Origin of the sequence: Cellulomonas triticagri (assembly GCF_003696205.1) — a bacterium.
GTDB lineage: Bacteria > Actinomycetota > Actinomycetes > Actinomycetales > Cellulomonadaceae > Cellulomonas > Cellulomonas triticagri.
In genome coordinates this window covers 1-21,827 of record NZ_RFFI01000009.1, presented here as the reverse complement: position 1 = coordinate 21,827, position 21,827 = coordinate 1, and the positions used below count along the sequence as shown (strand labels likewise).

The 21,827-nt window shown below is 75.2% G+C and carries 21 protein-coding genes; 11 read left to right on the top strand and 10 right to left on the bottom strand.

Going from position 1 to position 21,827, the window contains the following annotated elements; all coding sequences use genetic code 11:
• Positions 1-119: 119 nt before the first annotated feature.
• The gene (locus EBM89_RS20995) at positions 120-284 is read left to right on the top strand and encodes a hypothetical protein (protein WP_158609459.1); all 165 of its coding nucleotides are present in this window, start codon (positions 120-122) and stop codon (positions 282-284) included.
• A 36-nt stretch (positions 285-320) separates the two neighbouring features.
• Here EBM89_RS20995 and EBM89_RS02845 read toward each other — a convergent pair whose 3' ends face one another.
• On the bottom strand, positions 321-986 hold the full coding sequence (locus EBM89_RS02845) for an MBL fold metallo-hydrolase (RefSeq protein WP_122147950.1): 666 nt from the start codon (positions 984-986) through the stop codon (positions 321-323).
• Positions 987-1,137: 151 nt separating this feature from the next.
• Between EBM89_RS02845 and EBM89_RS02840 the strand changes: the two genes are divergently transcribed.
• Positions 1,138-1,908: a ParA family protein gene (locus EBM89_RS02840; RefSeq protein WP_122147990.1), complete on the top strand. Its 771-nt coding sequence runs from the start codon at positions 1,138-1,140 to the stop codon at positions 1,906-1,908.
• A gap of 41 nt (positions 1,909-1,949) precedes the next feature.
• On the opposite strand, the gene EBM89_RS02835 is transcribed toward EBM89_RS02840, so the two are convergent.
• A complete protein-coding gene (locus EBM89_RS02835) occupies positions 1,950-3,065 on the bottom strand; it encodes a LacI family DNA-binding transcriptional regulator (RefSeq protein WP_122147949.1) in 1,116 nt (371 codons plus the stop codon).
• A gap of 182 nt (positions 3,066-3,247) precedes the next feature.
• Between EBM89_RS02835 and EBM89_RS02830 the strand changes: the two genes are divergently transcribed.
• The 7 genes from EBM89_RS02830 to EBM89_RS02800 are packed head-to-tail and all read left to right on the top strand — an operon-like array spanning position 3,248 to position 13,734.
• A complete protein-coding gene (locus EBM89_RS02830) occupies positions 3,248-4,537 on the top strand; it encodes a sugar ABC transporter substrate-binding protein (RefSeq protein WP_158609457.1) in 1,290 nt (429 codons plus the stop codon).
• Entirely contained in the window at positions 4,534-5,484 is a 951-nt protein-coding gene (locus EBM89_RS02825) for a carbohydrate ABC transporter permease (protein ID WP_122147947.1), read from the top strand. Before EBM89_RS02830 ends, EBM89_RS02825 begins: the two co-directional genes overlap by 4 nt.
• A gap of 2 nt (positions 5,485-5,486) precedes the next feature.
• Positions 5,487-6,386 carry a carbohydrate ABC transporter permease gene (locus EBM89_RS02820; protein ID WP_233571498.1) on the top strand — a complete coding sequence of 300 codons (900 nt, stop codon included), beginning with the start codon at positions 5,487-5,489 and terminating at the stop codon, positions 6,384-6,386.
• A gap of 59 nt (positions 6,387-6,445) precedes the next feature.
• Positions 6,446-8,689 (top strand): exo-beta-d-1,3/1,6-glucosidase, encoded by a 2,244-nt coding sequence (locus EBM89_RS02815; RefSeq protein WP_122147945.1) that lies wholly within the window; start codon positions 6,446-6,448, stop codon positions 8,687-8,689.
• Positions 8,686-9,552, top strand: coding sequence for a DUF624 domain-containing protein (locus EBM89_RS02810; protein WP_122147944.1), 867 nt, complete (start codon positions 8,686-8,688; stop codon positions 9,550-9,552). The genes EBM89_RS02815 and EBM89_RS02810 overlap by 4 nt, the downstream gene beginning before the upstream one ends.
• A gap of 1 nt (position 9,553) precedes the next feature.
• Positions 9,554-12,955 (top strand): hypothetical protein, encoded by a 3,402-nt coding sequence (locus EBM89_RS02805; RefSeq protein WP_122147943.1) that lies wholly within the window; start codon positions 9,554-9,556, stop codon positions 12,953-12,955.
• Positions 12,952-13,734, top strand: coding sequence for an endonuclease/exonuclease/phosphatase family protein (locus tag EBM89_RS02800; protein ID WP_158609455.1), 783 nt, complete (start codon positions 12,952-12,954; stop codon positions 13,732-13,734). Before EBM89_RS02805 ends, EBM89_RS02800 begins: the two co-directional genes overlap by 4 nt.
• Before the next feature lie 114 nt (positions 13,735-13,848).
• Here EBM89_RS02800 and EBM89_RS02795 read toward each other — a convergent pair whose 3' ends face one another.
• From EBM89_RS02795 to clsA, 8 genes are all read right to left on the bottom strand, one after another.
• Complete coding sequence (locus tag EBM89_RS02795) at positions 13,849-14,433, bottom strand: MerR family transcriptional regulator (protein WP_122147941.1); 585 nt, start codon at positions 14,431-14,433, stop codon at positions 13,849-13,851.
• A 142-nt stretch (positions 14,434-14,575) separates the two neighbouring features.
• The gene (locus tag EBM89_RS02790; RefSeq protein WP_122147940.1) at positions 14,576-15,130 is read right to left on the bottom strand and encodes a bifunctional nuclease family protein; all 555 of its coding nucleotides are present in this window, start codon (positions 15,128-15,130) and stop codon (positions 14,576-14,578) included.
• Positions 15,131-15,201: 71 nt separating this feature from the next.
• The gene (gene ftsR, locus EBM89_RS02785; protein WP_233571497.1) at positions 15,202-16,023 is read right to left on the bottom strand and encodes a transcriptional regulator FtsR; all 822 of its coding nucleotides are present in this window, start codon (positions 16,021-16,023) and stop codon (positions 15,202-15,204) included.
• Complete coding sequence (locus EBM89_RS02780; protein ID WP_122147939.1) at positions 16,020-16,532, bottom strand: FHA domain-containing protein; 513 nt, start codon at positions 16,530-16,532, stop codon at positions 16,020-16,022. Before EBM89_RS02780 ends, ftsR begins: the two co-directional genes overlap by 4 nt.
• A gap of 110 nt (positions 16,533-16,642) precedes the next feature.
• Positions 16,643-17,440: a DUF881 domain-containing protein gene (locus EBM89_RS02775; RefSeq protein ID WP_158609453.1), complete on the bottom strand. Its 798-nt coding sequence runs from the start codon at positions 17,438-17,440 to the stop codon at positions 16,643-16,645.
• A gap of 1 nt (position 17,441) precedes the next feature.
• On the bottom strand, positions 17,442-17,774 hold the full coding sequence (locus EBM89_RS02770) for a small basic family protein (protein ID WP_122147937.1): 333 nt from the start codon (positions 17,772-17,774) through the stop codon (positions 17,442-17,444).
• Positions 17,771-18,694: a DUF881 domain-containing protein gene (locus EBM89_RS02765; RefSeq protein WP_122147936.1), complete on the bottom strand. Its 924-nt coding sequence runs from the start codon at positions 18,692-18,694 to the stop codon at positions 17,771-17,773. Before EBM89_RS02765 ends, EBM89_RS02770 begins: the two co-directional genes overlap by 4 nt.
• A gap of 1 nt (position 18,695) precedes the next feature.
• Positions 18,696-19,337 carry a cardiolipin synthase ClsA gene (gene clsA / locus EBM89_RS02760; RefSeq protein ID WP_233571496.1) on the bottom strand — a complete coding sequence of 214 codons (642 nt, stop codon included), beginning with the start codon at positions 19,335-19,337 and terminating at the stop codon, positions 18,696-18,698.
• 91 nt (positions 19,338-19,428) lie between these two features.
• On the opposite strand from clsA, the gene EBM89_RS02755 reads away from it, so the two are divergent.
• Together EBM89_RS02755 and EBM89_RS02750 are read left to right on the top strand one after the other, a co-directional pair.
• Positions 19,429-19,845 carry a CoA-binding protein gene (locus tag EBM89_RS02755; RefSeq protein WP_122147988.1) on the top strand — a complete coding sequence of 139 codons (417 nt, stop codon included), beginning with the start codon at positions 19,429-19,431 and terminating at the stop codon, positions 19,843-19,845.
• 221 nt (positions 19,846-20,066) lie between these two features.
• Positions 20,067-21,827 (top strand): DEAD/DEAH box helicase (locus tag EBM89_RS02750; protein ID WP_122147987.1); only part of this gene is annotated, 1,761 nt, incomplete at its 3' end.

Sequence of the window (21,827 nt, the reverse complement as noted above, 5' to 3'; positions counted from 1 at the left end):
GGGTCCGCGGGCCGGGGCGCGAGCGACGTGCCGTCTCCACCCGCCTCCACCTCACGGCGTACCCGGGGATCAGCCGTGAGGCCGACGACACCCGCACCCCCGCGCGGCAGGCTGGGGACATGCCGCAGGACCGACCGCACCGACTCGACGACGCCCGCGCCCGGGACCGCCAGACGCTGATCGCGCGGCGGCGCCGGGCCCGGACGCGGCTGCCCCTGGACGTGGCGCTGCGCCTGACGATGGACCCGGCCCCGCGCCGCGGGGAGCCCGCCGCCGCCCGCTGAGCGCGCGGTCCAGGCCGGTCGCCTCGGCCGCACCGCTCAGGCCGGGCGGGCCCAGGTGTACGGGTGGTCCCGGTCGACCCGGGTGTACTCCGCCCCGCCGAGGCCGCCGACCAGCCGGTCCGCGAGGGCGCGCCCGGGGTCGCTGAGGATGGCGTCGTGGATCGGCGCGGCGACCCGCGGACGCACGGCGCGCACGTAGTCGACGGCCTCCGCGAGCTTCATCCACGGCCCGGCGACGGGCACGAGCAGCAGGTCGACCGTCGCGCCCGCGGGTGGCTCGGTGAACGCGTCGCCGGGGTGCAGCGCCCCGCCGTCGACCAGGTACCCCACGTTGTGCGGGACCGGGACGTCCGGGTGGATGAGCGCGTGCCGTTCGCCCGTCACGACGACGGCGAACCCCGCCGCCTCGACCTCGTCGCCGGCGACGACCGCGTGCAGCCGGTCGGCGGGCGCCCCGGCGGCGGTGAGCACGTCGAGGGCGCCCTGCGGTCCCCGGACCCGCAGGTCGGGGTTCCGGTCCAGGGCGGCGACGAGGGCGGGGGCGTCGACGTGGTCCGGGTGCTCGTGGGTGAGCAGCACCGCGTCGGCGTCGTCCAGGACGGCCGCGTCCCCGAACGCCCCGGGGTCGACGACGAGGCGCCGCCCGTCCCGCTCGAACCGGACGCAGGCGTGGCCCCAGTGGGTCACCGTGATGTCAGCCATGGGGCCAGCATCACCCCCGGCGCCGACCCCGTCGAGCCGGGCGCCCGGGGTCGTGCGCCCGGGGTCGCGCGAGGGGCAGGTCGAGGACCGAGCGGACCGGGCCCGCAGGTCAGGATCGCGCGAACCCGCCCGCGCCCGATAGCGTGTGCCCGTGCTGGTGCTGGGAGTGTGCTCGCTCAAGGGCGGCGTGGGGAAGACTTCGGTGACCCTCGGGCTCGCCTCGGCCGCGCTGGAGCGCGGGCTGCGCACCCTGGTGGTGGACCTCGACCCGCAGGGCGACTCCACGCTCGCGCTGGCCGTGTCCGGCGCGCAGGGCGACGTCGCCGGGCTGCTCGACTCCCCGTCCGCCGAGACCCTCGCCGCGGCGACCGGGTCCAGCGCGTGGGCCGACGCCGGGCTCGACGTGCTCGTCGGGTCCGCGGCGTCCTCCCGGCACGACGCCTACGACGGCGCGGTCATGGACCTGGACCGGCTGCGGTTCGCGCTGGCCTGGGCGCACGACTACGACCTGGTGCTCGTCGACTGCCCGCCATCCCTCGGCGGCCTCACCCGCACCGGGCTGACGGCGTGCGACCGCGCGGTGGTCGTCACGGAGCCCGGCCTGTTCTCGGTCACCGCCGTCGGCCGCGCGATGCGGACGATCGACGACCTGCGCCGCGGGCCCGCCGGGCAGCTGCAGCCGCTCGGCGTCGTCGTCAACCGGGTCAAGGCCCGGTCGGTGGAGCAGGCGTTCCGCCTGGAGGAGCTCCGCGGCCTGTATGGGCCGCTGGTCCTGCAGCCGTTCGTGCCCGAGCGCGCCGCGCTGCAGCAGGCGCAGGGCGCCGCGCAGCCGGTGCACGCGTGGCCCGGTGCGGGGGCCAAGGAGGTCGCCGGGACGTTCGACGAGCTGCTGGACCGCGCGCTGCGCGCACCGCGCACCTGAGCCCGCGCACCTGAGCGGGCTCGGCGCGCCGCCCACGCGCCTCAGCGCGTGGCCGGCGTCCCCTCGGCGCAGCCACAGCTGCCGCGCGGGACCAGCCTCGTGGGCAGCGTCCGGGACTCCGCCGCCGACGTGGGGTCGGCCAGCCGGTCGGCGAGCAGCCGGACCGCGGTGCGGCCCATGTCCTCGAACGGCTGCCGCACGGTGGTGAGCGTCGGGGTGGACATCCGCCCGGCGAGGATGCCGTCGAACCCCGTGACGAGCACCCGCCCCGGGACGTCCACGCCGTGCGCCGCCAGCAGGTCGAGCACGTGCAGGGCCGTCTGGTCGCTCTGGCAGACCAGCGCCCGCGGCAGCCGGTCGGCGGCGACCGCCTCGTCGAGCGCGGTGACCCACGCCGTGGTGGCCAGCACCTCGTGCTCCGGCCGGACGGCGGTGCGCTCGGGGAGCAGCCGGGCGACAGCGTCGCGGAACCCGGTGAGCCGGTCGGCGAAGTCGTACATCGACCCCTCGCCGACGAACGCCAGGTCGGTGACGCCGTGCACGCCGACCAGGTGCTCGACCACGCCAGCCATCGCCCCGCGGTTGTCGACCGAGACGTGGCTGAACGACGGGTCGGCGCCGGGCGTACTGAACGCGACCAGCGGGATCGACTGGGCGATGCCGCGCACGGCGTCGAGGCTGTGCGTGCCCGGGAAGATCGCCAGCCCGTCGACGCTGCCGGCGACGTCGGCGACGGCGGTGCCGCTGGGCGCGCCGGAGGCGAGCAGCAGCGGCCGCCCGGCGGCCCGGCAGCCGAGGGCGAACCCGCGCTCGACCTCGTCGACGTAGAGCGGGAACACCCGGGGGTCGGGCTCCCCCACCGGGCCCGTCGCCGCGACCGGCGCGGCGTGCGGGGCCGGTGCCGCCGGGACCCCGGCACCCGCCTCCCCGTCGGCGAGCATCATGTCGAACGCGTACAGCCCGAACGCGCCCGTGCTCCCCCGGGCGAGGCCGCGCGCGCTGGCCGACGGCGCGTACCCGAGCTCCCGGGCCGCGTCGAGCACGGCCTGCCGGGTGGCGTCCTTCACGCGGCCGGGCTGGCGGAACGCGAACGAGACCGTGGTGATGGACACCCCGGCGCGCTCGGCGACGTCGTAGACGGTGGGTCGGCGTGCCACGGAGCTCCTCGACGACGAGTGGCGCGAGGCGCGGACCGCGACCCCGGGGTGGGTTGACAGCCGCAGTCTACACGCTTAGATTCGGCCACATGTAATGCGCATAACATGCATTGACCGGACTGTTTGTGCAGGTCAGCGTGGTGGCGCGGCGCATGCCCACCCCATCGTTCAAGGAGGAACGCATGTTTCGTCGTACCGTCCGGCGCGCGCTCGGCGCCGCCGCAGTGACGACCCTCGTCCTGGTCCCCGTCGCGGCCTGCGGCCGCTCCGACGACGCGCCGGGCTCCGGCTCCGCGGAGGCCGGGACGGTCGCCGACGAGGCCACCGGCGAGATCGAGATCTGGGCCGCCGCCGGCAACGGCGACGTGCTGAAGACCCTCGGCGAGCAGTTCACCGCCGACCACCCCGAGGCGTCGATCACGGTGACCGAGATCCCCTGGGGCGAGATCATCACGATGAACCAGACGGCGGTCGCCTCCGGCACCGGCCCGGACATCGTGATGACCGGCGCCGACCAGACGGCGTCCGTCATCGCCATGGGCGGCCTCGCGCCCGTCCCGGACGACGTCTTCGACCCCGACGACTTCTACCCCGCCGCCGTCGCCTCGGTGACCGGCGAGGACGCCCGCTACGCGGTGCCGTGGTACGTCGAGACGCGGTTCCTGTTCTACCGCGCGGACCTCGTGGCCGAGCTCGGCATGGAGGCCCCGACGACGTGGGAGGAGCTCGAGGAGCTCAGCGGTGCGCTCGCCGCGCGCGAGGGCGGCGAGTACGGCCTCGGCCTCCCCCGCCCGATCGAGAACCCCGCGCAGATCATCATCCCGTTCCTGTCGCAGGCCGGTGGCGAGGTCACCGACGGCGACGCGTGGACGTTCGACACCCCGGAGTTCGTCGAGGCGCTGGACTTCTACCAGGGCTTCTTCGAGCGCGGCGAGGCCCCGCTGTCCGAGTCGGAGGCGACGTTCGAGAACGGCCGCCAGCCGCTGCTGATCACCGGGCCCTGGATGGTCGACACCTACCAGGAGCTCGTCGACACCGGCGCGGCCCCCGAGGGCTTCACGGAGGACTCGGTCGGCATCGTGCCGCTGCCCTCCGGCGCGGCGAACAACGACTCGTACATCGGCGGCGGCAACCTCGGCGTGTTCGCCTCCTCGGACAACCAGGAGTCGTCCTGGCTGTTCCTGCAGTGGCTGCTCGAGGACGAGCAGCAGAAGACGCTGTTCGACGAGGCCGGCTCGTTCCCGTCCCGCCTGGAGTCGGCGGAGTACGAGCCGATCGTGGACAGCCCGGTGATGTCGGTGCTCAAGGAGCAGATGCCGAACACCGTCGAGACGCCGAGCTACCCGTCCTGGTCGCAGATCGGCGAGCAGATCGGCATCTACGCCGAGCGCGTCGCGAACGGCCAGATGACGTCCCAGGAGGCCGCCACCGCGATCCAGGCGGAGGCCGACCAGATCGGGTTCGGCTGGTGAGCAGCACCACGACAGAACGGCGCACACCGCCCGCGACGTCGCGGCGGCCGGGGAAGACCGTCTCCCTGGCCGCCCGGCGGCGCCGGACCGCCGTCGTCGCGTGGCTGTTCGCCGCGCCGTTCGTGCTCTCGTTCGGCGTCTTCGGACTCGTCCCCCTGGTGAGCTCGTTCGGCATGTCGTTCACCGACCTGCGCGTGAACGACATCCGCAACCCGTTCGCCGTGGACTTCATCGGCCTCGAGAACTTCGCGACGGTGCTGGGCGACTCGACGTTCCTGCGCGCGCTGAGCAACACGCTCGGCTTCGTGGTGGTCGGCGTCCCGCTGTCGCTGTTCTCGGCGCTCGTGCTCGCGGTGATGCTCAACTCGCTGGGCCGCCGGGCGGCGACCTTCTTCCGCGTCGGCTACTACATGCCGGTCGTCACGACGATCGTCGCCGTCGCCGTGGTGTGGCGGATCATGTACCAGCCCGACGGGCTCATCAACTCGCTGCTCGCGAGCATCGGCGTCGACGGGCCGAACTGGCTCGGGGACACCCGCACCGCGCTGCCCGCCCTGACGCTGATGGCCGTGTGGCGCAGCATCGGCTCGAGCATGGTCATCTTCCTCGCCGGGTTGCAGGCCATCCCGACCGAGGTCAAGGAGGCCGCGATGGTCGACGGCGCCTCGACGGTGCAGCGGTTCTTCCGCATCACGATCCCGATGATGATGCCGACGATCCTGCTGAACGCGATCCTCACGACGACCGGCTTCATGCAGTTCTTCGACGAGCCGTTCGTCATGACCAACGGCGGTCCGCTGCAGTCGACGACGTCCATCGCGCTGTACGTGTTCAACCAGTTCCAGTGGGGGAACTACTCGGTGGGTGCCGCGGGCGCGTACGTGCTCTTCGTGCTCATCAGCATCTTCGCCATCATCCAGTTCCGGTTCTTCCGGCAGAGGACATGACCATGACGACCTCGACCCCGCTCGCCCCGCCCACGACCGCCGTGCCGCTGGCACCCGTCGTGCACCGGCGCCGCCGGCGCCCCACCCCCGGCCGGATCGCCCTGCTCGTCGTCCTGTCGGTCGGCCTCGCCGGCACGCTGCTGCCGTTCGCCTGGATGCTCCTCGGGGCGTTCAAGACGAAGGCCGAGATCATGCGCCGGCCGATCACCTGGTGGCCGGAGGCACCCACGCTGGACAACTTCCGCGCGTGGTTCTTCGAGTTCGACATGACGCGGTACTTCGTGAACTCCGTGTTCCTGGCCGTCGTCTCGGTCGCCACCACGCTGCTGTTCTGCTCGATGGTCGGCTGGGCGCTGGCCAAGCTGGAGTTCCCCGGCAAGAAGGTGCTCATCACCGTCGTGCTGTCCACGATGTTCGTGCCCGGCATCGTCACCCTGATCCCGCAGTTCGTGCTCATCGCGAACCTGAACATGGTCGGCACCTACTGGGGCCTGATCCTCCCGGGCATGGTCGGCGCGTTCGGCGTCTTCCTCATGCGGCAGTTCATGCTCGAGATCCCGGACTCGCTGCTGGACGCGGCGCGCATCGACGGCGCCGGCGAGTTCCGGATCTTCGCCCGGATCGTCATGCCGCTCTGCCGGGCGCCGCTGGCGACGCTCGCGATCTTCACGTTCATGGGCTCGTGGAACGGGTTCCTGTGGCCGCTGATCGTCTCGCAGCGCGACTCGCTCTACACGCTGCCCGTGGCGCTGGCGCTCTACACCAGCCCCACCGGCGACAAGGGCGCCGAGTTCGGCCTGCAGATGGCCGGCTCCGTCCTGATCATCGTGCCCGTGCTGATCGTGTTCGTCGCCATGCAGAAGCACTTCGTGCAGGGCATCGCGATGACCGGGATCAAGTAGCACCCACCACCCCCGGCGGGGCCCGCGCGGCCGCGGGCCCCGCCCCGGAAGGACGCACCATGACGCACTACACCGACCCGACGCTGCCGGTCCCCGACCGGGTCGCCGACCTCCTCGCCCGCATGACGCTCGAGGAGAAGGTCGGCCAGATGATGCAGCTGTCCGCGCCGGACGGCATCGAGGAGCAGGTGCTCGAGAAGCACGTCGGCTCGATCCTGCACGCCTCGCCCGAGCTGATCCTCCAGGCCCACGACCTCACCGACCGGACCCGGTTGCGGATCCCGCTGCTCGTCGGGGAGGACGCGATCCACGGGCACTCGTTCTGCGACGGCGCGACGATCTTCCCGACCCAGCTCGGGATGGCGGCGTCCTGGTCGGCGGACCTCGTCGAGCGGATGGCCCGCGCCACCGCCGTCGAGGCCGCCGCGACGGGCCTGCACTGGACCTTCTCCCCCGTGCTCTGCATCGCCCGGGACCTGCGCTGGGGCCGCGTCGGCGAGACGTTCGGCGAGGACCCGCACCTGATCGGCGAGCTCGCGAGCGCGGCCGTGCGGGGCTACCAGGGCACCGGGCTCGCGGACCCCACCGCCGTGCTGGCGACCGCGAAGCACTTCGCGGGGTACTCCGAGACCCAGGGCGGGCGGGACGCCTCCGAGGCGGACATCTCCCGCCGCAAGCTGCGGTCCTGGTTCCTGCCGCCGTTCGAGCGGGTGGCCCGCGAGGGCTGCGCGACCTTCATGCTCGGCTACCAGACCATCGACGGCGTCCCCATCACGGTGGACGACTGGATCCTCACCGACGTGCTGCGCGGCGAGTGGGGCTACACCGGGATGCTCGTCACCGACTGGGACAACGTCGGCCGGATGGTCTGGGAGCAGCGCGTGCAGCCCGACCACGTGCACGCGTCCGCCGCGGCGGTGCGGGCCGGCAACGACATGATCATGACCACCGCCGGGTTCTTCGAGGGGGCGCAGGAGGCGGTCGCCCGCGGGATGGTCGCCGAGGCCGACCTCGACGTCGCGGTCTCCCGGATCCTCGCGCTGAAGTTCGAGCTCGGGCTGTTCGAGGACCCCCGCCGCCCGGACCTCGCCACGATGGGCGCGGTGGTGGGCTCGCACCAGGACCTCAACCTGGAGATCGCCCGGCGGTCGCTGGTGCTGCTGCGCAACGAGGGCGTCCTGCCGCTGCCCGCCGACCGGCCGCGCCGCGTCGCCGTGGTGGGCCCGCTGGCCGACGACCCGCAGACGCAGCTCGGCGACTGGGCCGGGTCGTCCGGGCAGGTCGGCGCGATGGCGCACGGCCAGCCGCGCGCGATGATCACGACGGTCCTGGACGGCCTGCGCGCGGCGGTCCCCGAGGGCTGGACGGTGACCTACGCCCCGGGCGCGTCGATCCTCACCCACGTCGAGGACCCCGAGGGCCCGTTCTTCCCCGACGGCCAGCCGCGGCCCCCGATCGCGGCCCCCGCGCCGGTGGACGAGGCGGAGCTCGCCGAGGCCGTGGCGGCGGCGCGTGCCGCGGACGTCGTCGTGGCCGTGGTCGGCGACCGCATCGAGCTCGTCGGCGAGGGCCGGTCCACCGCGACCCTGGACCTGCTCGGCGGGCAGGTCGCCCTGCTGGACGCGCTCGCCGCGACCGGCACGCCGGTCGTCGTCGTGCTGCAGGCGTCCAAGCCGCAGATGCTCCCGCCGTCGGCGATGAGCGCCGACGCGATCGTCTGGGCCGCCAACCCCGGCATGACCGGCGGCCGTGCGCTCGCCGAGCTGCTGCTCGGGCAGATCGAGCCCAGCGGCCGGCTGCCGATCTCGTTCGCCCGGCACGTCGGCCAGCAGCCGACCTACTACAACCAGGTCCGGGGGCAGCACGGCACCCGGTACGCCGACCTCACGCAGGACCCGGCGTTCGCGTTCGGCGAGGGCCTGTCGTACACGACCATCGGGTACGAGGACCTCGTCATCGAGGACCCCGACGTCACCGTCGACGGCACCGTCCGGGCGCACGTGACGCTGATCAACACCGGGGACCGCCCCGCGCTCGAGACCGTCCAGGTCTACGTGCGCGACCTGGTCACGTCGGCGTCCTGGGCCGACCGGGAGCTGAAGACCTTCACGCAGGTCGAGGTGCTGCCGGGGAGGTCGGTCCGGGTCGACCTGGCCGTGCCGGCCGGGGCGTGCACCCTCGTGGACGCCGCCGGACGGCGGGTGGTCGAGCCGGGCGGGTTCGAGCTGCTGGTCGGACCGAGCAGCCGGCCGCGCGACCTGCTGGTGGCGGGGTTCCGGATCACGGACGGGGCGGCGTCGTGACCGCCGCGCGGGTCGCGGTCGTCGTCCCCGAGGTGGGCGAGGCCGACGCGGTCGACGGCACGGAGGTCGTCGACCCGCTCTCGTTCCCCGTCACGCCCCGGGGTGGGCACAGCGGGTACGGCACCGGAGCCGCCGGGCGCGGCGACGAGGTCGGCGACGAGGTCGGCGACGGGCCGTTCGGCCGGGCCGTGACCGCGTTCGCGTGGGGCGCCGCGCTGACCGCCCTGCTCACCGCGGCGAACCTCCCGCTGGTGGCCGCCGCGCTGCTGCTGCGGCCCGAGCCCTCGCTCGCGTGGCTCGTGGCCCTCGCCGCCGTGCCGCTCGGCCCGGCGCTGGCCGCCGCGCTCTACGCCGTCCGGGAGCACTACGTCGCCCCCGGAGTCCCCGTGCTGCGGGCGTTCGGCCGCGGCTACCTCCGCAACTGGCGGGACGCCGCGGTGCTCTGGGTGCCGGCGTGCCTGGTCGGGGTCGTCGTCACGACCGTCGGCGTCGGCGGCCGCGCCGCGGGCGTGCCGCCCCTCGTGACCGGGCTCGCGCTCGGCACCGCGGTGCTGCTCGCCGTCGTCACGCTGCACGCGCTCGCCCTGCGCACCTTCTACCGGCTGCGGTCCCTGGACGCCGTCCAGGCCGCCGTCTACTACCTCGGCACCCGCCGGCTCGCCTCGCTCGGCGTGCTGCTGCTCGTCGTCGGCGCGGTCGTGGTCGCCGCGGCCGCCTCCGACGCGCTGCTCGTGCTGCTCGGCGGCGCGTGGGTGTGGGCCTGGTACCGCGCCTCCGCCGCCACGCTGCGCGACGCGGGCGCCCGCTTCCTCGCCGGGACGCCCGGCACCGACCGCCCGACCGCCACCACCCCCGGGACCTGAGATGACCGACGCACCGATGCTCGCGCGCACCACCGACCGGACGACCCTCGTCGACGCGGGCGGTGGCCTCACCGTCCGCCTCACCCCCGCCGGCGACGTCGCCGAGATCGGCGCCCCCGACGGCCACCGCCTGAACCTGTACCGGGTCGGTGAGCACGACGCCGCCATCGCCGGGCCGTACCTGCGCCGGACGACGGCCGACGGCGTCATGGATCACGTCGCCCTCACCGGGTCGAGGTCCAGCGCCGCCTGGTCCGCGCACGACGGGGCGGTCCGGTGGACCGGCTCCGGTCTGGGCACCGCGTGGACCGTGCACCTGGTGCTCGACCCCGCGCGCCCGGCGCTGGTCTGGCGGGTGGCGCTGACCGCGACGGCACCGGCCGACGGCGCCACCTGGGACGTCGCGACGACGCAGGACCTCGCGCTCGCCCCGGTGGCCGCCGCGCAGTCCTCGGAGCCGTACGTGTCGCAGTACGTCGCGCACCGCCTCGCCCCGTCGGCGGCGCTGGGCACCGTGGTGCTGTCCCGGCAGACGATGGCGTCGGCGCCGGTGCTGCCGCTGCTCGCGCTCGCCGTGGCCGAGGGGTCCGCCGGGGCCGGGACCGACGGGTTCGACCTGGTCGGCACCGCCGCGCGTGCCGGGGCCGTGCCCGCGTTCCTCACCGGGGAGCCGTGGCCCGACCGGGTGCGGCAGCACGAGATGGCGATGGCCGGGCTGCTGTCCGCGCCGACGACGCTGCCCGAGCCGACCGTGGTGCACGTGGTCGGCCGGTACTGGCCGGACCGCCGCGGGGCGATGCTGGACGCGGTGCCCGACCTGGAGCTCACCGTGCCGGACCTGGTCGCGCTGGCGGACGCCCGGGCGGACGCAGGGGCCGCCGACGCACCCGTGCCCGCGCCGTCGCAGGCGCCGTCACTGCTCGCGACGGCACCCCTGCTCGGCGGCGACCCGCTCGCCGACGACGACCTGCTCGCCCTCGGCGCCGGTGCGCGGCACGTCGAGCACGACGACGACGGCCAGGTGCTGTCGTACTTCACCGACGGCGGCGTGCACGTGGTCCGCGGCGAGAAGGACCGCACGCTGCTGCGCCCGCACGGGCACGTGCTCCTCGCGGGCGACGCCCTGTCCCCGGACCGGCCGGTGCTGTCCACGACGGTGTTCGCGCACGGGGTGTTCGGTTCGCACACGGTGCTCGGCAACACGTCGTTCGACACGTTCAGCAGCGTGCACCGCAACCACCTCAACCTGCTGCGGTCCAACGGCGTCCGGGTGCTCGTCCGCACGGACGGCGGCGGCGCCGACGACGGGCCCGGGGGCTGGCGGCTGCTCGGAGCGCCGTCCGCGTTCGTGCTGGACGTCGGCGAGGCCCGCTGGGTGTACGTGCTCGGCGACCGCCGGGTCGAGGTGCGCACGGTCGGCGACGCCGCCCGGGACGCGCTGCTGCTGGAGGTCACGACCTCGCACCCCGCCGACCTGCTCGTGACCACGGATGTCGCGCTCGGCGAGGGCGCCTGGTCCGCCCGGGAGTCCGGCGGCGCGCTGGTCGTCACCGCGGACGAGGGCACGGCGACCCGCGCCCACCACCCGGGGCTGGCGTACGTGCTGGCGGCGACGCCGGGCGCCGAGGTCACCGGGGACGCCCCGCTCCTCGGCTCCCCGCACGCCACCTCCGTGCTGACCGTCCGCGCGACAGCCGCGACGACGCTGCGGGTGGCGACCACCGCCGACCGGTCGGGCGGGAGCAGCGCCGATGTCGCCCGCGACCTCGTCGCGCACGGGCTGGACGCCGCGCACGAGGCCGCCGGGCACCGCGCGACCCTCGCCCGGCTGACCCGCGGGCTCACCGTGGCCGAGGGGTCGAGGTTCGCCGAGCTCGGCGTCCTGCTGCCCTGGTGGGCCAACGACGCCCGCGTGCACTACCTCGTCCCGCACGGCCTGGAGCAGTACCAGGGCGCGGCGTGGGGCACCCGTGACGTCTGCCAGGGCCCGTTCGAGCTGCTGCTCGCCGCCGGGCTGCTCGACGGCTGCCGGGACGTCGTGCTGCGGGTGCTCGGCGCCCAGGGCGTCGACGGCACCTTCCCGCAGTGGTTCATGTTCGACGCGTACGCCGAGATCTACCAGGAGCACGCGCACGGCGACGTCGTGCACTGGCCGCTGTTCGCGCTCGGCCAGTACCTGCGCGCCTCCGGCGACCTCGACGTGCTGCACGCCGAGGTCCCGTTCCGCACCGGCGAGCCCGCGACCGTGGCCGACCACCTCGACGCCCTGCTCCGGCACCTGGAGACCGACCTCGTCCCCGGCACGTCGCTGCCCGCGTACGGGGACGGCGACTGGGACGACACGTTGCAGCCCGCGCGCTCGGAGATGCGCGCCTCGATGGCGTCCACCTGGACGACCGCCCTGGCGGTGCAGACGCTCGAGCTCGCGGCGGCGCAGCTGCGCCGCGGCGAGCTCGAGCACGCCGCCCTGGCCGACCGGATGGCGACGCTGGCGTCGGCGATCACCGCGGACCTGCGGCGGCACATGCTCCCCGACGGCGTCGCCGCCGGGTTCGTCACGGTCGCCGACGGCGTCGCCACGCCCGTGATCCACCCGCGGGACACCGCGACCGGGCTGACCTACCGGCTGATCCCGATGACGCAGCTCGTGCTCGCCGGGGTGCTCGACCAGGCCGAGGCCGACCGGCACGAGGCGATCGTCCGGGAGCACCTGCTGTTCCCCGACGGCGTGCGGCTCACCGACCGGCCCACCCGGTTCGCCGACGGGGAGACCGAGTCGTTCCGGCGCGCCGAGCAGGCCGCGTTCTTCGGCCGCGAGGTCGGGCTGATGTACGCGCACGCGCACATCCGGTGGGCCGAGGCCCTCGCCGCGCTGGGACGCCCCGACGTCGGCGACGAGCTGCTGCGGCTGTCCCCCATCGGCATGGGCGACCGCGTCCCGAGCGCGACCCGCCGGCAGCGCACCTGCTACACCTCGTCGTCCGACGCGACCTTCCCGGACCGCTACACCGCGGCCCGCGACTTCGGGCTGCTGCGCACCGGCGAGGTCCCCACCGCCGACGGGTGGCGGGTGTACTCCTCGGGCCCCGGCATCTACCTGCGCCAGGTGCTGCACGCGCTGCTCGGCCTGGACGAGCGGCACGACGCCCTCGTGGTCGGACCGACGCTGGACGCGGCCGACGACGGGCTGGAGGTCGCGCTGACGCTCGCCGGGGCGACGCGGACGGTGCGGTACCGCGTGGACCCCGCGGCCACCGGCGTCACGGTGCGGGCCGACGGGCGCGACGTGGCCACGACGCCGGTGCCGCACCCGTACCGGTGGGCGAGCGCGGCGCTCGACCCGGCGGGGCTCGACGGGGTCGCCGTCCTGGAGGTCACGACGCCGCCCGGCACGGCGGCGTGAGCCCGGCGCTCCGCGTCGGGTCGTACAACCTGTGGGTCGCGCACTGGCCCGCGACGCCGACGTACGACCGGGTGCCGCTGGTGCGGGCGGCGTTGGACGCCGTCGACGTGCTCGGCACCCAGGAGGGCACCCGCGCGCACCTCGACGCGCTGACCGACGGCACCGGGTTCGCGGCCGTGGGACGGTCGCGGGACGGCGGGAGCACCGGGGAGCACTCGGCGGTGCTGTGCCGCACGGCGCGCGTCGAGGTGCTGGAGCACGGCGACTTCTGGTGCTCCCCCACCCCGGACGTGCCGAGCACCGGCTGGGACGCGACCACCTACCGGCGGATCTGCACCTGGGTGCGCTTGCGGGACCGTGCCGACGGCGCGCGGGTGGTCGTGCTGAACGCCCACCTGGACCACGAGGGGGCGCGGGCCCGTGTCGAGTCGGCGCACCTGCTGCTCACGCGGGCCGCGGCGGTCGCGGCCGGCGACCCGGTGGTCGTCACGGGCGACCTCAACGCGGAACCCGGCAGCGAGCCGCTGCGCGTGCTGCACGCGGGCGGCCTGCGCGACGCCCGGGCGCTGACGGCGACCCCGCCGACCGGCCCGGTCACGACGTTCACGGACCTGTCGGACCTGGGTCGGCCCGGTGAACGGCGCCGCATCGACCACGTGCTGGTGGGCCCGGACGTCGGCGTCGAGGGGTACGCGGTGCTCGACGCCCGACCCGGCGGCCGGTACCCGTCGGACCACGACCCGGTCGTCACCGCGCTCCGGCTGCCGCTCCCCGGCTGACGACGACCGCCCCTGACGACGACCGCGTCCGACGAGAAGCGGCCGGGGACCACGAAGGCCCTGGGACCCCGAACGGCCCGGACCCCACGGGGTCCGGGCCGTTCGTGCGGAGTGTCAGCCGGCGTTGCGCGCGCGGCGGCGCTCGGCGAGCTCGTCGTGCCCGTGGGCGACCGTGCCGTCGTCCTCGGCGCGCTCGGTCGGCAGCTCGGCGAGGCTGCCCTCGACCTCGCGCCAGACCCGGCCGACGGCGATGCCGAACACGCCCTGGCCGCCCTGCACCAGGTCGATGACCTCGTCGGCGGAGGTGCACTCGTAGACGCTGGCGCCGTCGGACATCAGGGTGATCTGCGCGAGGTCGTCCACGCCGCGCTCGCGCAGGTGACCGACGGCGGCGCGGATCTGCTGCAGCGAGACGCCGGTGTCGAGCAGGCGCTTGACGACCTTCAGCACGAGGATGTCGCGGAACGAGTAGAGGCGCTGCGTGCCGGAGCCGGTGGCCGGGCGGACGGACGCCTCGACGAGCCCGGTGCGGGCCCAGTAGTCGAGCTGGCGGTAGGTGATGCCGGCCGCACGGCAGGCGGTGGGCCCGCGGTAGCCGGTGGTCTGGTCGAGGTCCGGGAGGTCGTCGCCGAACAGGAGCCCCTGGGCGCGCTGGGGGACGCTGCCGGCCGCCTCGGCTGTCTGCTCGGTGCCGCTCACGGGGGTCCTCCAGTCGTCGCGTCCGCCCTCGCCGGTGCGGCGTCGCGGTGTGTGCTGATCTGGGTGCAACGCTAGGGCCGTCGCAGGGGGTGGTCAACGACCGCCGCGCCCACGAGTCTCGGCGTGTCGCTCTCGGCGTGTCTTACCCTCCACCTGAGGTTGAACCTCGGGGTGGCGGGCCGGGCTCCCCGCGCTCGAAGTCGTCCGGCGACACGTGGTCCAGGAACTCCCGGAACTGCGCCACCTCCTCGTCCGGGCTGGTCCGCCCGGCCTCCTCGGCGGTGACAGGCGCGGCCTCCAGACCGGCCTCGGCCAGCACCTCCGTCGCGCACATCACCGGGCACCCCACGCGCACGGCGAGCGCGATCGCGTCCGAGGCCCGCGCGTCCACGCGCACCCGCGGGTGCCCCAGCACCAGCGCCGCGTGGAACACGCCGCCGACCAGCTCGGTGATCTCGACGCGCTCCACGGTCGTGCCGACGGCGCCGAGCACGTCCCGCAGCAGGTCGTGCGTCATCGGGCGCGGCGGGACCACACCGGCCTGCGCCGTGGCGATGGCCCCGGCCTCGGTCGCGCCGATCGCGATCGGGACCACGAGCTCCCCCACCGGCTCCAGCAGCAGGACCACGAGCTCGTCGTCCCCGGGGTGCCGGCGCACCCCCAGGACGTCGAGCTCGACCAGGTCGTCCTCGTGCATGGGGCCCACGCTACGACGGCACGCCGCGGCGCGCACCGCCCGGCGGTCCCGGGCGCTCGACCACCGGAGGATCAGGGGGCGAGGTCCGCCACGCCCGCGCGCACCAGCGCGGTGTTCAGGCGCGTGCAGAGCTCCCCCACCTCGGCGGCGACCGTGCTCGCCCGCCCGCGCGCCGACGGCGAGGACTGCCCGCGCCACGGCGCGACCACGGCCTCGACCATGTCGACCTGCCGGTCCGCCGCGCTGCGCAGCGCCCGCAGGTGCCGGGCCTCCAGCCCGTGCTCCGCCAGCGCCGCAGCGACGACCACGACGTCCTTCGCCCACGCGTCCAGGTGCCCGGACGCGGACGGCCGCAGCACGCCCGCCTGCACGAGGTCCTGGACGACGCGCTCGTCCACCGCCGCCTCCCGGGCGAGGGCCGCCGTGGTGTAGCGCGCGTCGACCGGGCCCGAGCGCGGGACGCCGTCCTCCGTGACGATCAGCGCGGGCCCCGGGCCGTCGAGCTCCTCGCCCGCGTCCAGCGCCGCGAGCCGCTCGCCGATGACCTTGAGGGGGACGTACCGGTCGCGCTGCTCGCGCAGCACGAACCGCAGCCGCTCCAGGTCCGCCGGGCTGTACTGCCGGTACCCCGCGGGTGTGCGGACCGGGTCGACCAGGCCCTGCTCCTCGAGGAACCGCAGCTTGGAGTTCGTCACCGCCGGGAACTCCAGGCGCAGCGCCGTCAGCACGTCCGAGATCCGCATGGTGGCGCTGCGCGACAGGCCGCGCGGCCACGGTGCGGGCTCGCCGACGGGCGCCGCGTCGGCGGCGTGGTCCGGCAGAGCCGGCGCGGCGTGCGCCGCGACGTCGTCCGGGACGGCTGCGGTGCGCTGCGCGGGACGCGCCGGGCTCACGAGGCGGGGTCGGCCGCCTGGCCGCCCGGTTGCGCCGCGGGGCTCGGGTGGAACGTCATGCGGAACTTGCCGATCTGCACCTCGTCGCCGGGGCGCAGGACGACCGAGTCGATCCGCTCCCGGTTCACGTACGTGCCGTTCAGCGAGCCGACGTCGCGGACCACGAAGTCGTCCAGCTCGCGCACGAACTCCGCGTGCTTGCGGGACACCGTCACGTCGTCCAGGAAGATGTCCGCCTTCGGGCTGCGCCCGGCGACGGTGCGGTCCGCGTCCAGGAGGAACCGCGCGCCCGAGCTCGGGCCGCGCTGCATGACGAGCAGCGCCGACGTCCGGGGCAGCGCCTGCACGGCGGCCGCCTGCTCGGGGGTCAGGCCGATCGGCCCGGCCGGTTCCGCGTCGAGCGAGCCGAGCGACCCGAAGCTGATGGTCGTGTCCGGGGTCGCGGGGTACGCCGCCCCGTCCGGCGTCGGGGGCGTGCTGCCGCCCGGCACCTGCTGCTCGTCGCTCATGGAACCTCCCAGACCTGCGGTGTCGCACCGGCCCCGACCTGCACCGGGGTCCCGGACAGCCTATGCGGTCGGTCCGCGTGCGCACACCCCGCCGGGCGGGTGGACCGCCCTCAGTCGTCGGTCGCGGACCGCGGCGTCGCGTGCTCGGGCTCCGCGACCGCGCGCGTCGCGGTCACCTCGACCTGGTCCTGCTGCTGCACGTCCGCGGTGCCCCCGTCGATCTGCACCTTCGCCAGGGCGCCGCCGGGGATCGCCAGGGCCGTGGCGATGGTCGACGGGTCGCCGATCGCCACCCACCGGTACGGCGGCGCCACGACCGAGCCGTCGACCACCACGCCGTCGTCGCCGCCGACCACGTAGCTCGACGCGGTCAGCCGCAGGTCGTTCAGCTGCACCGCCTCGGCGCCGGCGTTGCGCAGCTCCTCCAGCAGGTTCAGCAGCGTCAGCGCGGACACCGAGCCCGTCGGGTCCGACACCGTCACCACGACCCCGGGACCCTGGGCAGGCAGCCGGCCCGACAGGATGCCCTGCGCGGCCGCGCTGCGGGTGGCCGCCTCCAGGGCCGCCTCGCGGCTGGTGCTGCCGGACTGCAGCTCGGAGTGCGTGCGCTCGAGCTCGTTGACCTGCTGCTGCAGCTCGTCCGCCTGCCGGGTCGTCTGGTCCAGCAGCGACACCAGCTCGGACTCCCGCAGCACGGTGAGTCCGGACTCGTCGGTCTGCTGCACCTGCACGACGATCGCGAAGCCGAGCAGCGCGCACAGCACGCCGGTGAGCGCCTGCGCCCGCGTGGCGCGGGGCCGCAGCGCCCGTCCCGCCGCACGCCAGCCCACGACCGGCGTCGGGGCCGGGCTCCCGGCGGGCGACGGGTCGTCGGGCGACGGGGCGGCAGGCTGCGGGTCGGTGCTCACGTCACGCCTTGAACAGGTGCCGGCGGATCGCCGCGACGTTGGAGAAGATCCGGATGCCGAGCACGACGACGACACCCGTCGAGAGCTGCGAGCCCACGCCGAGCTGGTCGCCCAGGAAGACGATCAGGGCCGCGACGACGACGTTCGACAGGAACGACACCAGGAACACCCGGTCGTCGAAGATGCCGTCCAGCACCGCCCGCAGGCCGCCGAACAGCGCGTCGAGCGCGGCGACGACCGCGATCGGCAGGTACGGCTGCAGCGCCGCCGGGATGGTCGGCTCCAGCACGAGGCCCGCGACGACCCCCACCAGCAGCCCGATGACCGCGATCACAGCTCCCCCTCCGACGTCCCGGAGGACAGTGTGCCCGACACCGACGCGCTGCCGGTGGGTCCGTCCGTCGCGCCGGGCGGCAGCACGGACACCCCCTCCGGGAGAGCCGCCGACCGCAGGGTGATCGCCGCCGAGGCGGGCAGGTCGAGCTCCCGCTGCGCGGACACCTGCGTGCGGATGCCGTACGTGGACTGCAGGACGGCGAGCAGCTGCCCGCCCGACGTGCGCGCGAGCCCCGTCTGCAGGCCCTGCGGGTCGCCCAGCGCCTCGACCGTGTACGGGCCGACGAGCGGCACGACGTCGACGAGGATCGCGTCACCGGCCGTGCGGATCGCCGTCGTGGGTCCGAGACGCTGGTCGTTGACCGCGACCGCCTCGGCGCCCGCGGCCCACAGGCCGTTGACGACGGTCTGCAGGTCCGAGTCGCGCACCCGGCCGTCCGGGTCGTCCTCCCCCGGAGCCACCTGCGCGTCCTGCAGGGTGATCCGCAGCCCGTCGCCGGTCACGGCCACCGCGCCGGACGCCACCGAGTCGGTCTGCAGCTGGTCCAGCAACGGCGAGTCCGCGGCGGACAGGGCCTGCTCCTGCAGCGCCGTCACCTGGTCCGCCAGGTCCGCGCTCTCCTCGCGCAGCCGCTCGACGTCCGCACCGCGCTCCACGATCTGCTCGGCGAGGACCTCGCGCGCGGCGAGCTCCGAGGACTGCGGCGTGCGCAGGGCGAGCACCGCCCACGTCGTCCCCGCGCCGAGCGCCACCGCGAGCAGGGCGGTCGCGACGGCGCCGACCCCGCCACGGCGGCGCGGGGCACCGGTGCGCGCCCGGCGCTCCGCGGCGGCCCGGTAGCCCGGGTCGAGGGGGTTGCTGGTGACCTGGGTCAGCAGCGACATGGACGCGTCGGGGCGCCGCGTCCGCGGGGTCATCTCAGGCCGCCACCGGGCGGGGCTCCCCGGTGTCCGTGTCGCCCTGACGGGCGAGCAGCACCCACGCCTGCCGCACGTACAGCATCCCGGCGAACCAGTAGAGCGCGACGCCCCACCAGGCGAACGCCCAGCCGAGCACCGACGCCAGGTCGCCGACCAGTCCGCCCCAGTGCGCGAGCAGCAGCAGCGGGAACGCGTACAGCAGCGCGAACGTCCCGGCCTTGCCCGCCAGGTGCACGTGGAGCGGGCCGTAGCCGTGCCGCGCGAGCGCCATGAGCATGACCAGCAGCATCGCCTCGCGGGCCAGCAGCACCACGACGAGCCACCACGGCACGACGTCGCGCGCGGCGAGGCCGAGCAGGGTCACGAGGATGAACAGCCGGTCCGCGGCGGGGTCCAGCACCTGCCCGAGGCGCGACACCTGCCCGAGCCGGCGCGCCAGCACGCCGTCGAGCCAGTCGCTCGCCCCCGACCCCGCCAGGACCAGCAGGGCCCAGCCGTCGTGGCCCTGCGCGATGAGCACCGCGAACACCGGCACCATCAGCAGCCGGACGAAGCTGATCACGTTCGGCACCGTCCAGACGCGGTCGCTCACCACGTCCCGCTCCGCCACGCGCGCCCCCACCTCGTCGGTCCTGATCAAGGCCACATCCTATCCACGGCGGGCGGCCCTCCCCGGACAGCCCGCCGCCGCCCGCGCGCCGGAGGGCCCCGGGCTGTGGTTCGCTGGCCCCATGGCCGCCGTCAACGACCCCGAGGTGATCCGCCGCCTGCTCACCACGCCGGGCACGTGGGCCGTGGTCGGGCTGTCGACCAACCGGGCCCGCGCCGCGTACGGCGTCGCCGCCTACGTCCAGGGCCTGGGCCACCACGTCGTCCCGGTCCACCCCCGCGCCGAGCGGGTGCACGGCGTCGCGGGCGTCGAGCGCGTCGCGCAGGTCGATCCCGTCCCGGACGTCGTGGACGTGTTCGTGAACTCGCGCCTCGCCGGTGCCGTCGTGGACGAGGCGGTCGCCGCCGGGGCCCGCGCCGTGTGGCTGCAGCTCGGCGTCGTCGACGAGGCCGCCGCGCAGCGGGCGCTGGACGCCGGGCTCGACGTCGTGATGGACACCTGCCCCGCCATCGAGGGCCGACGCCTCGGCCTGGGCTGAGCCCTGTGCCGGACGTCACCGCGTCCCGCACCGCCGCGCGGCGGGTCCGCCCGGTAGACTGGTGGGACTCGGAGTTCGTCGCAGTGTCCCGTGAAGTGCGTGCCGAGGCCCCCTCCTTCTGAGCGTGGCCTCGTGTTGTGTGGGTGTGGGAGTGCGACCGCGAGCCGACCGACCGGGTCGGCCCAGCAGCTCCCCCAGCAACACGAACGGTGCTGTCCTCGATGACGACTGTCCTTGACCCTGCCCTGCCCGAGAACGCCCCGGAGCCCGCCGCGGCTCCCACCGGCCCCACCTTCGCCGACCTGGACCTGCCCGCGCCGCTGCGCGAGGCCGTCCTCGGGCTCGGCTTCACCACCCCGACCGCCATCCAGGCGGAGGCCATCCCCGCGCTGCTGTCGGGCCGCGACATCACCGGCGTCGCGCAGACCGGCACCGGCAAGACCGCCGCGTTCGGCCTGCCGCTGCTCGCCGCCGTCGACCCGGAGCTGCGCGAGGTCCAGGCGATCGTCCTGGCCCCGACCCGCGAGCTCGCCATGCAGGTCGCCGAGGCCCTCGAGTCGTTCGCCTCGAAGATGCCCGGCCTCGAGGTCGTCCCCGTCTACGGTGGCTCCCCGTACCTGCCCCAGCAGCGCGCGCTGCGCGGCGGCGCGCAGGTCGTCGTCGGCACCCCGGGCCGCGTCATCGACCACCTCGACCGCGGGTCGCTGTCGCTCGACTCCGTGCGGTTCCTCGCGCTGGACGAGGCCGACGAGATGCTCCGCATGGGCTTCGTGGACGACGTCGACCGCATCGCGTCCGCCACCCCCGCCGACAAGCAGGTCGCGCTGTTCTCCGCGACCATGCCGCCCGCGATCCGCCGCGTCGCCGCCCAGCACCTGACGAACCCCGTCGAGATCACCGTCGCCCGGCAGTCCTCCACGGTCGCCAGCGTCGAGCAGACCTACGCCGTCGTCCCGTTCCGGCACAAGGCCGGCGCGCTGGCCCGCGTCCTCGCGGTCACCGACGCCGACGCCGCCATCGTGTTCGTCCGCACGCGCTCCGCCGCCGAGGACGTCGCCGTCTCGCTCGTCGAGCGGGGCGTCGCCGCCGCGTACATCTCCGGCGACGTCGCGCAGGGCGACCGCGAGAAGATCGTGGAGCGCGTGCGCTCGGGCGCCATCAACGTCCTCGTCGCGACCGACGTCGCCGCGCGCGGCCTCGACATCGACCGCATCGGCCTGGTCGTGAACTTCGACGTCCCCGGCGAGCCCGAGGCGTACGTGCACCGCATCGGCCGCACCGGCCGCGCGGGCCGCACCGGCGAGGCGCTGACGTTCGTCACCCCGAACGAGAACGGCAAGCTGCGCGCCATCGAGCGCACGACGCGCCAGCAGATCCGCCAGATCCAGATCCCCTCCCCCGCCGACGTCTCCGCGCACCGCGTCACCAAGCTGCTCGCGCGCGTCCCGGAGCGCCGCGACAAGGGCCGCCTGGACCTGTACCGCACCGCCGCCGCGGAGTTCCTCGCCGCGCACCCGGACCTCGACACCACCGACCTCGTCGCGGTGCTCGCGGCCCTGGCGGTCGGCGACGAGGGCCCGGCCCCGCGCCCGACCGAGGGCGACGACCTGGACGACGCGCTGTCCCGCGCGCACCTCGCCCCCGAGCGCCCGGAGCGCGGGCCGCGTCGTGACGGCCGCGACGGCGACCGCCCCCGCAACCCCGCGCACCCCACCGGCAACCCGCGCTACCGCGTGGCCGTCGGCGCGCAGCACGGCGCCCAGCCCGGTGCGATCGTCGGTGCCCTGACCAACGAGGGCGGCCTCAACGGCAAGGACCTCGGGAAGATCGACATCTTCTCGACGTTCTCGCTGGTGGAGATCCCCGGTGGCCTGTCCCCCGAGGCGTTCGACCGCATCGGCCGCGCCCGCGTCGCCGGTCGCCCGCTGCGCATCCGCGTGGACGAGGGCCCGCGCGGCGGCGGCCGCCCGGACCGCGGCGCG

Coding starts and splice junctions, on each gene's coding strand:
- EBM89_RS20995 (WP_158609459.1), top strand. CDS start 120: ATGCCGCAGGACCGACCGCACCGACTCGACGACGCCCGCGCCCGGGAC.
- EBM89_RS02845 (WP_122147950.1), bottom strand. CDS start 986: ATGGCTGACATCACGGTGACCCACTGGGGCCACGCCTGCGTCCGGTTC.
- EBM89_RS02830 (WP_158609457.1), top strand. CDS start 3,248: ATGTTTCGTCGTACCGTCCGGCGCGCGCTCGGCGCCGCCGCAGTGACG.
- EBM89_RS02820 (WP_233571498.1), top strand. CDS start 5,487: ATGACGACCTCGACCCCGCTCGCCCCGCCCACGACCGCCGTGCCGCTG.
- EBM89_RS02815 (WP_122147945.1), top strand. CDS start 6,446: ATGACGCACTACACCGACCCGACGCTGCCGGTCCCCGACCGGGTCGCC.
- EBM89_RS02805 (WP_122147943.1), top strand. CDS start 9,554: ATGACCGACGCACCGATGCTCGCGCGCACCACCGACCGGACGACCCTC.
- EBM89_RS02790 (WP_122147940.1), bottom strand. CDS start 15,130: ATGCACGAGGACGACCTGGTCGAGCTCGACGTCCTGGGGGTGCGCCGG.
- EBM89_RS02780 (WP_122147939.1), bottom strand. CDS start 16,532: ATGAGCGACGAGCAGCAGGTGCCGGGCGGCAGCACGCCCCCGACGCCG.
- EBM89_RS02765 (WP_122147936.1), bottom strand. CDS start 18,694: ATGACCCCGCGGACGCGGCGCCCCGACGCGTCCATGTCGCTGCTGACC.
- EBM89_RS02755 (WP_122147988.1), top strand. CDS start 19,429: ATGGCCGCCGTCAACGACCCCGAGGTGATCCGCCGCCTGCTCACCACG.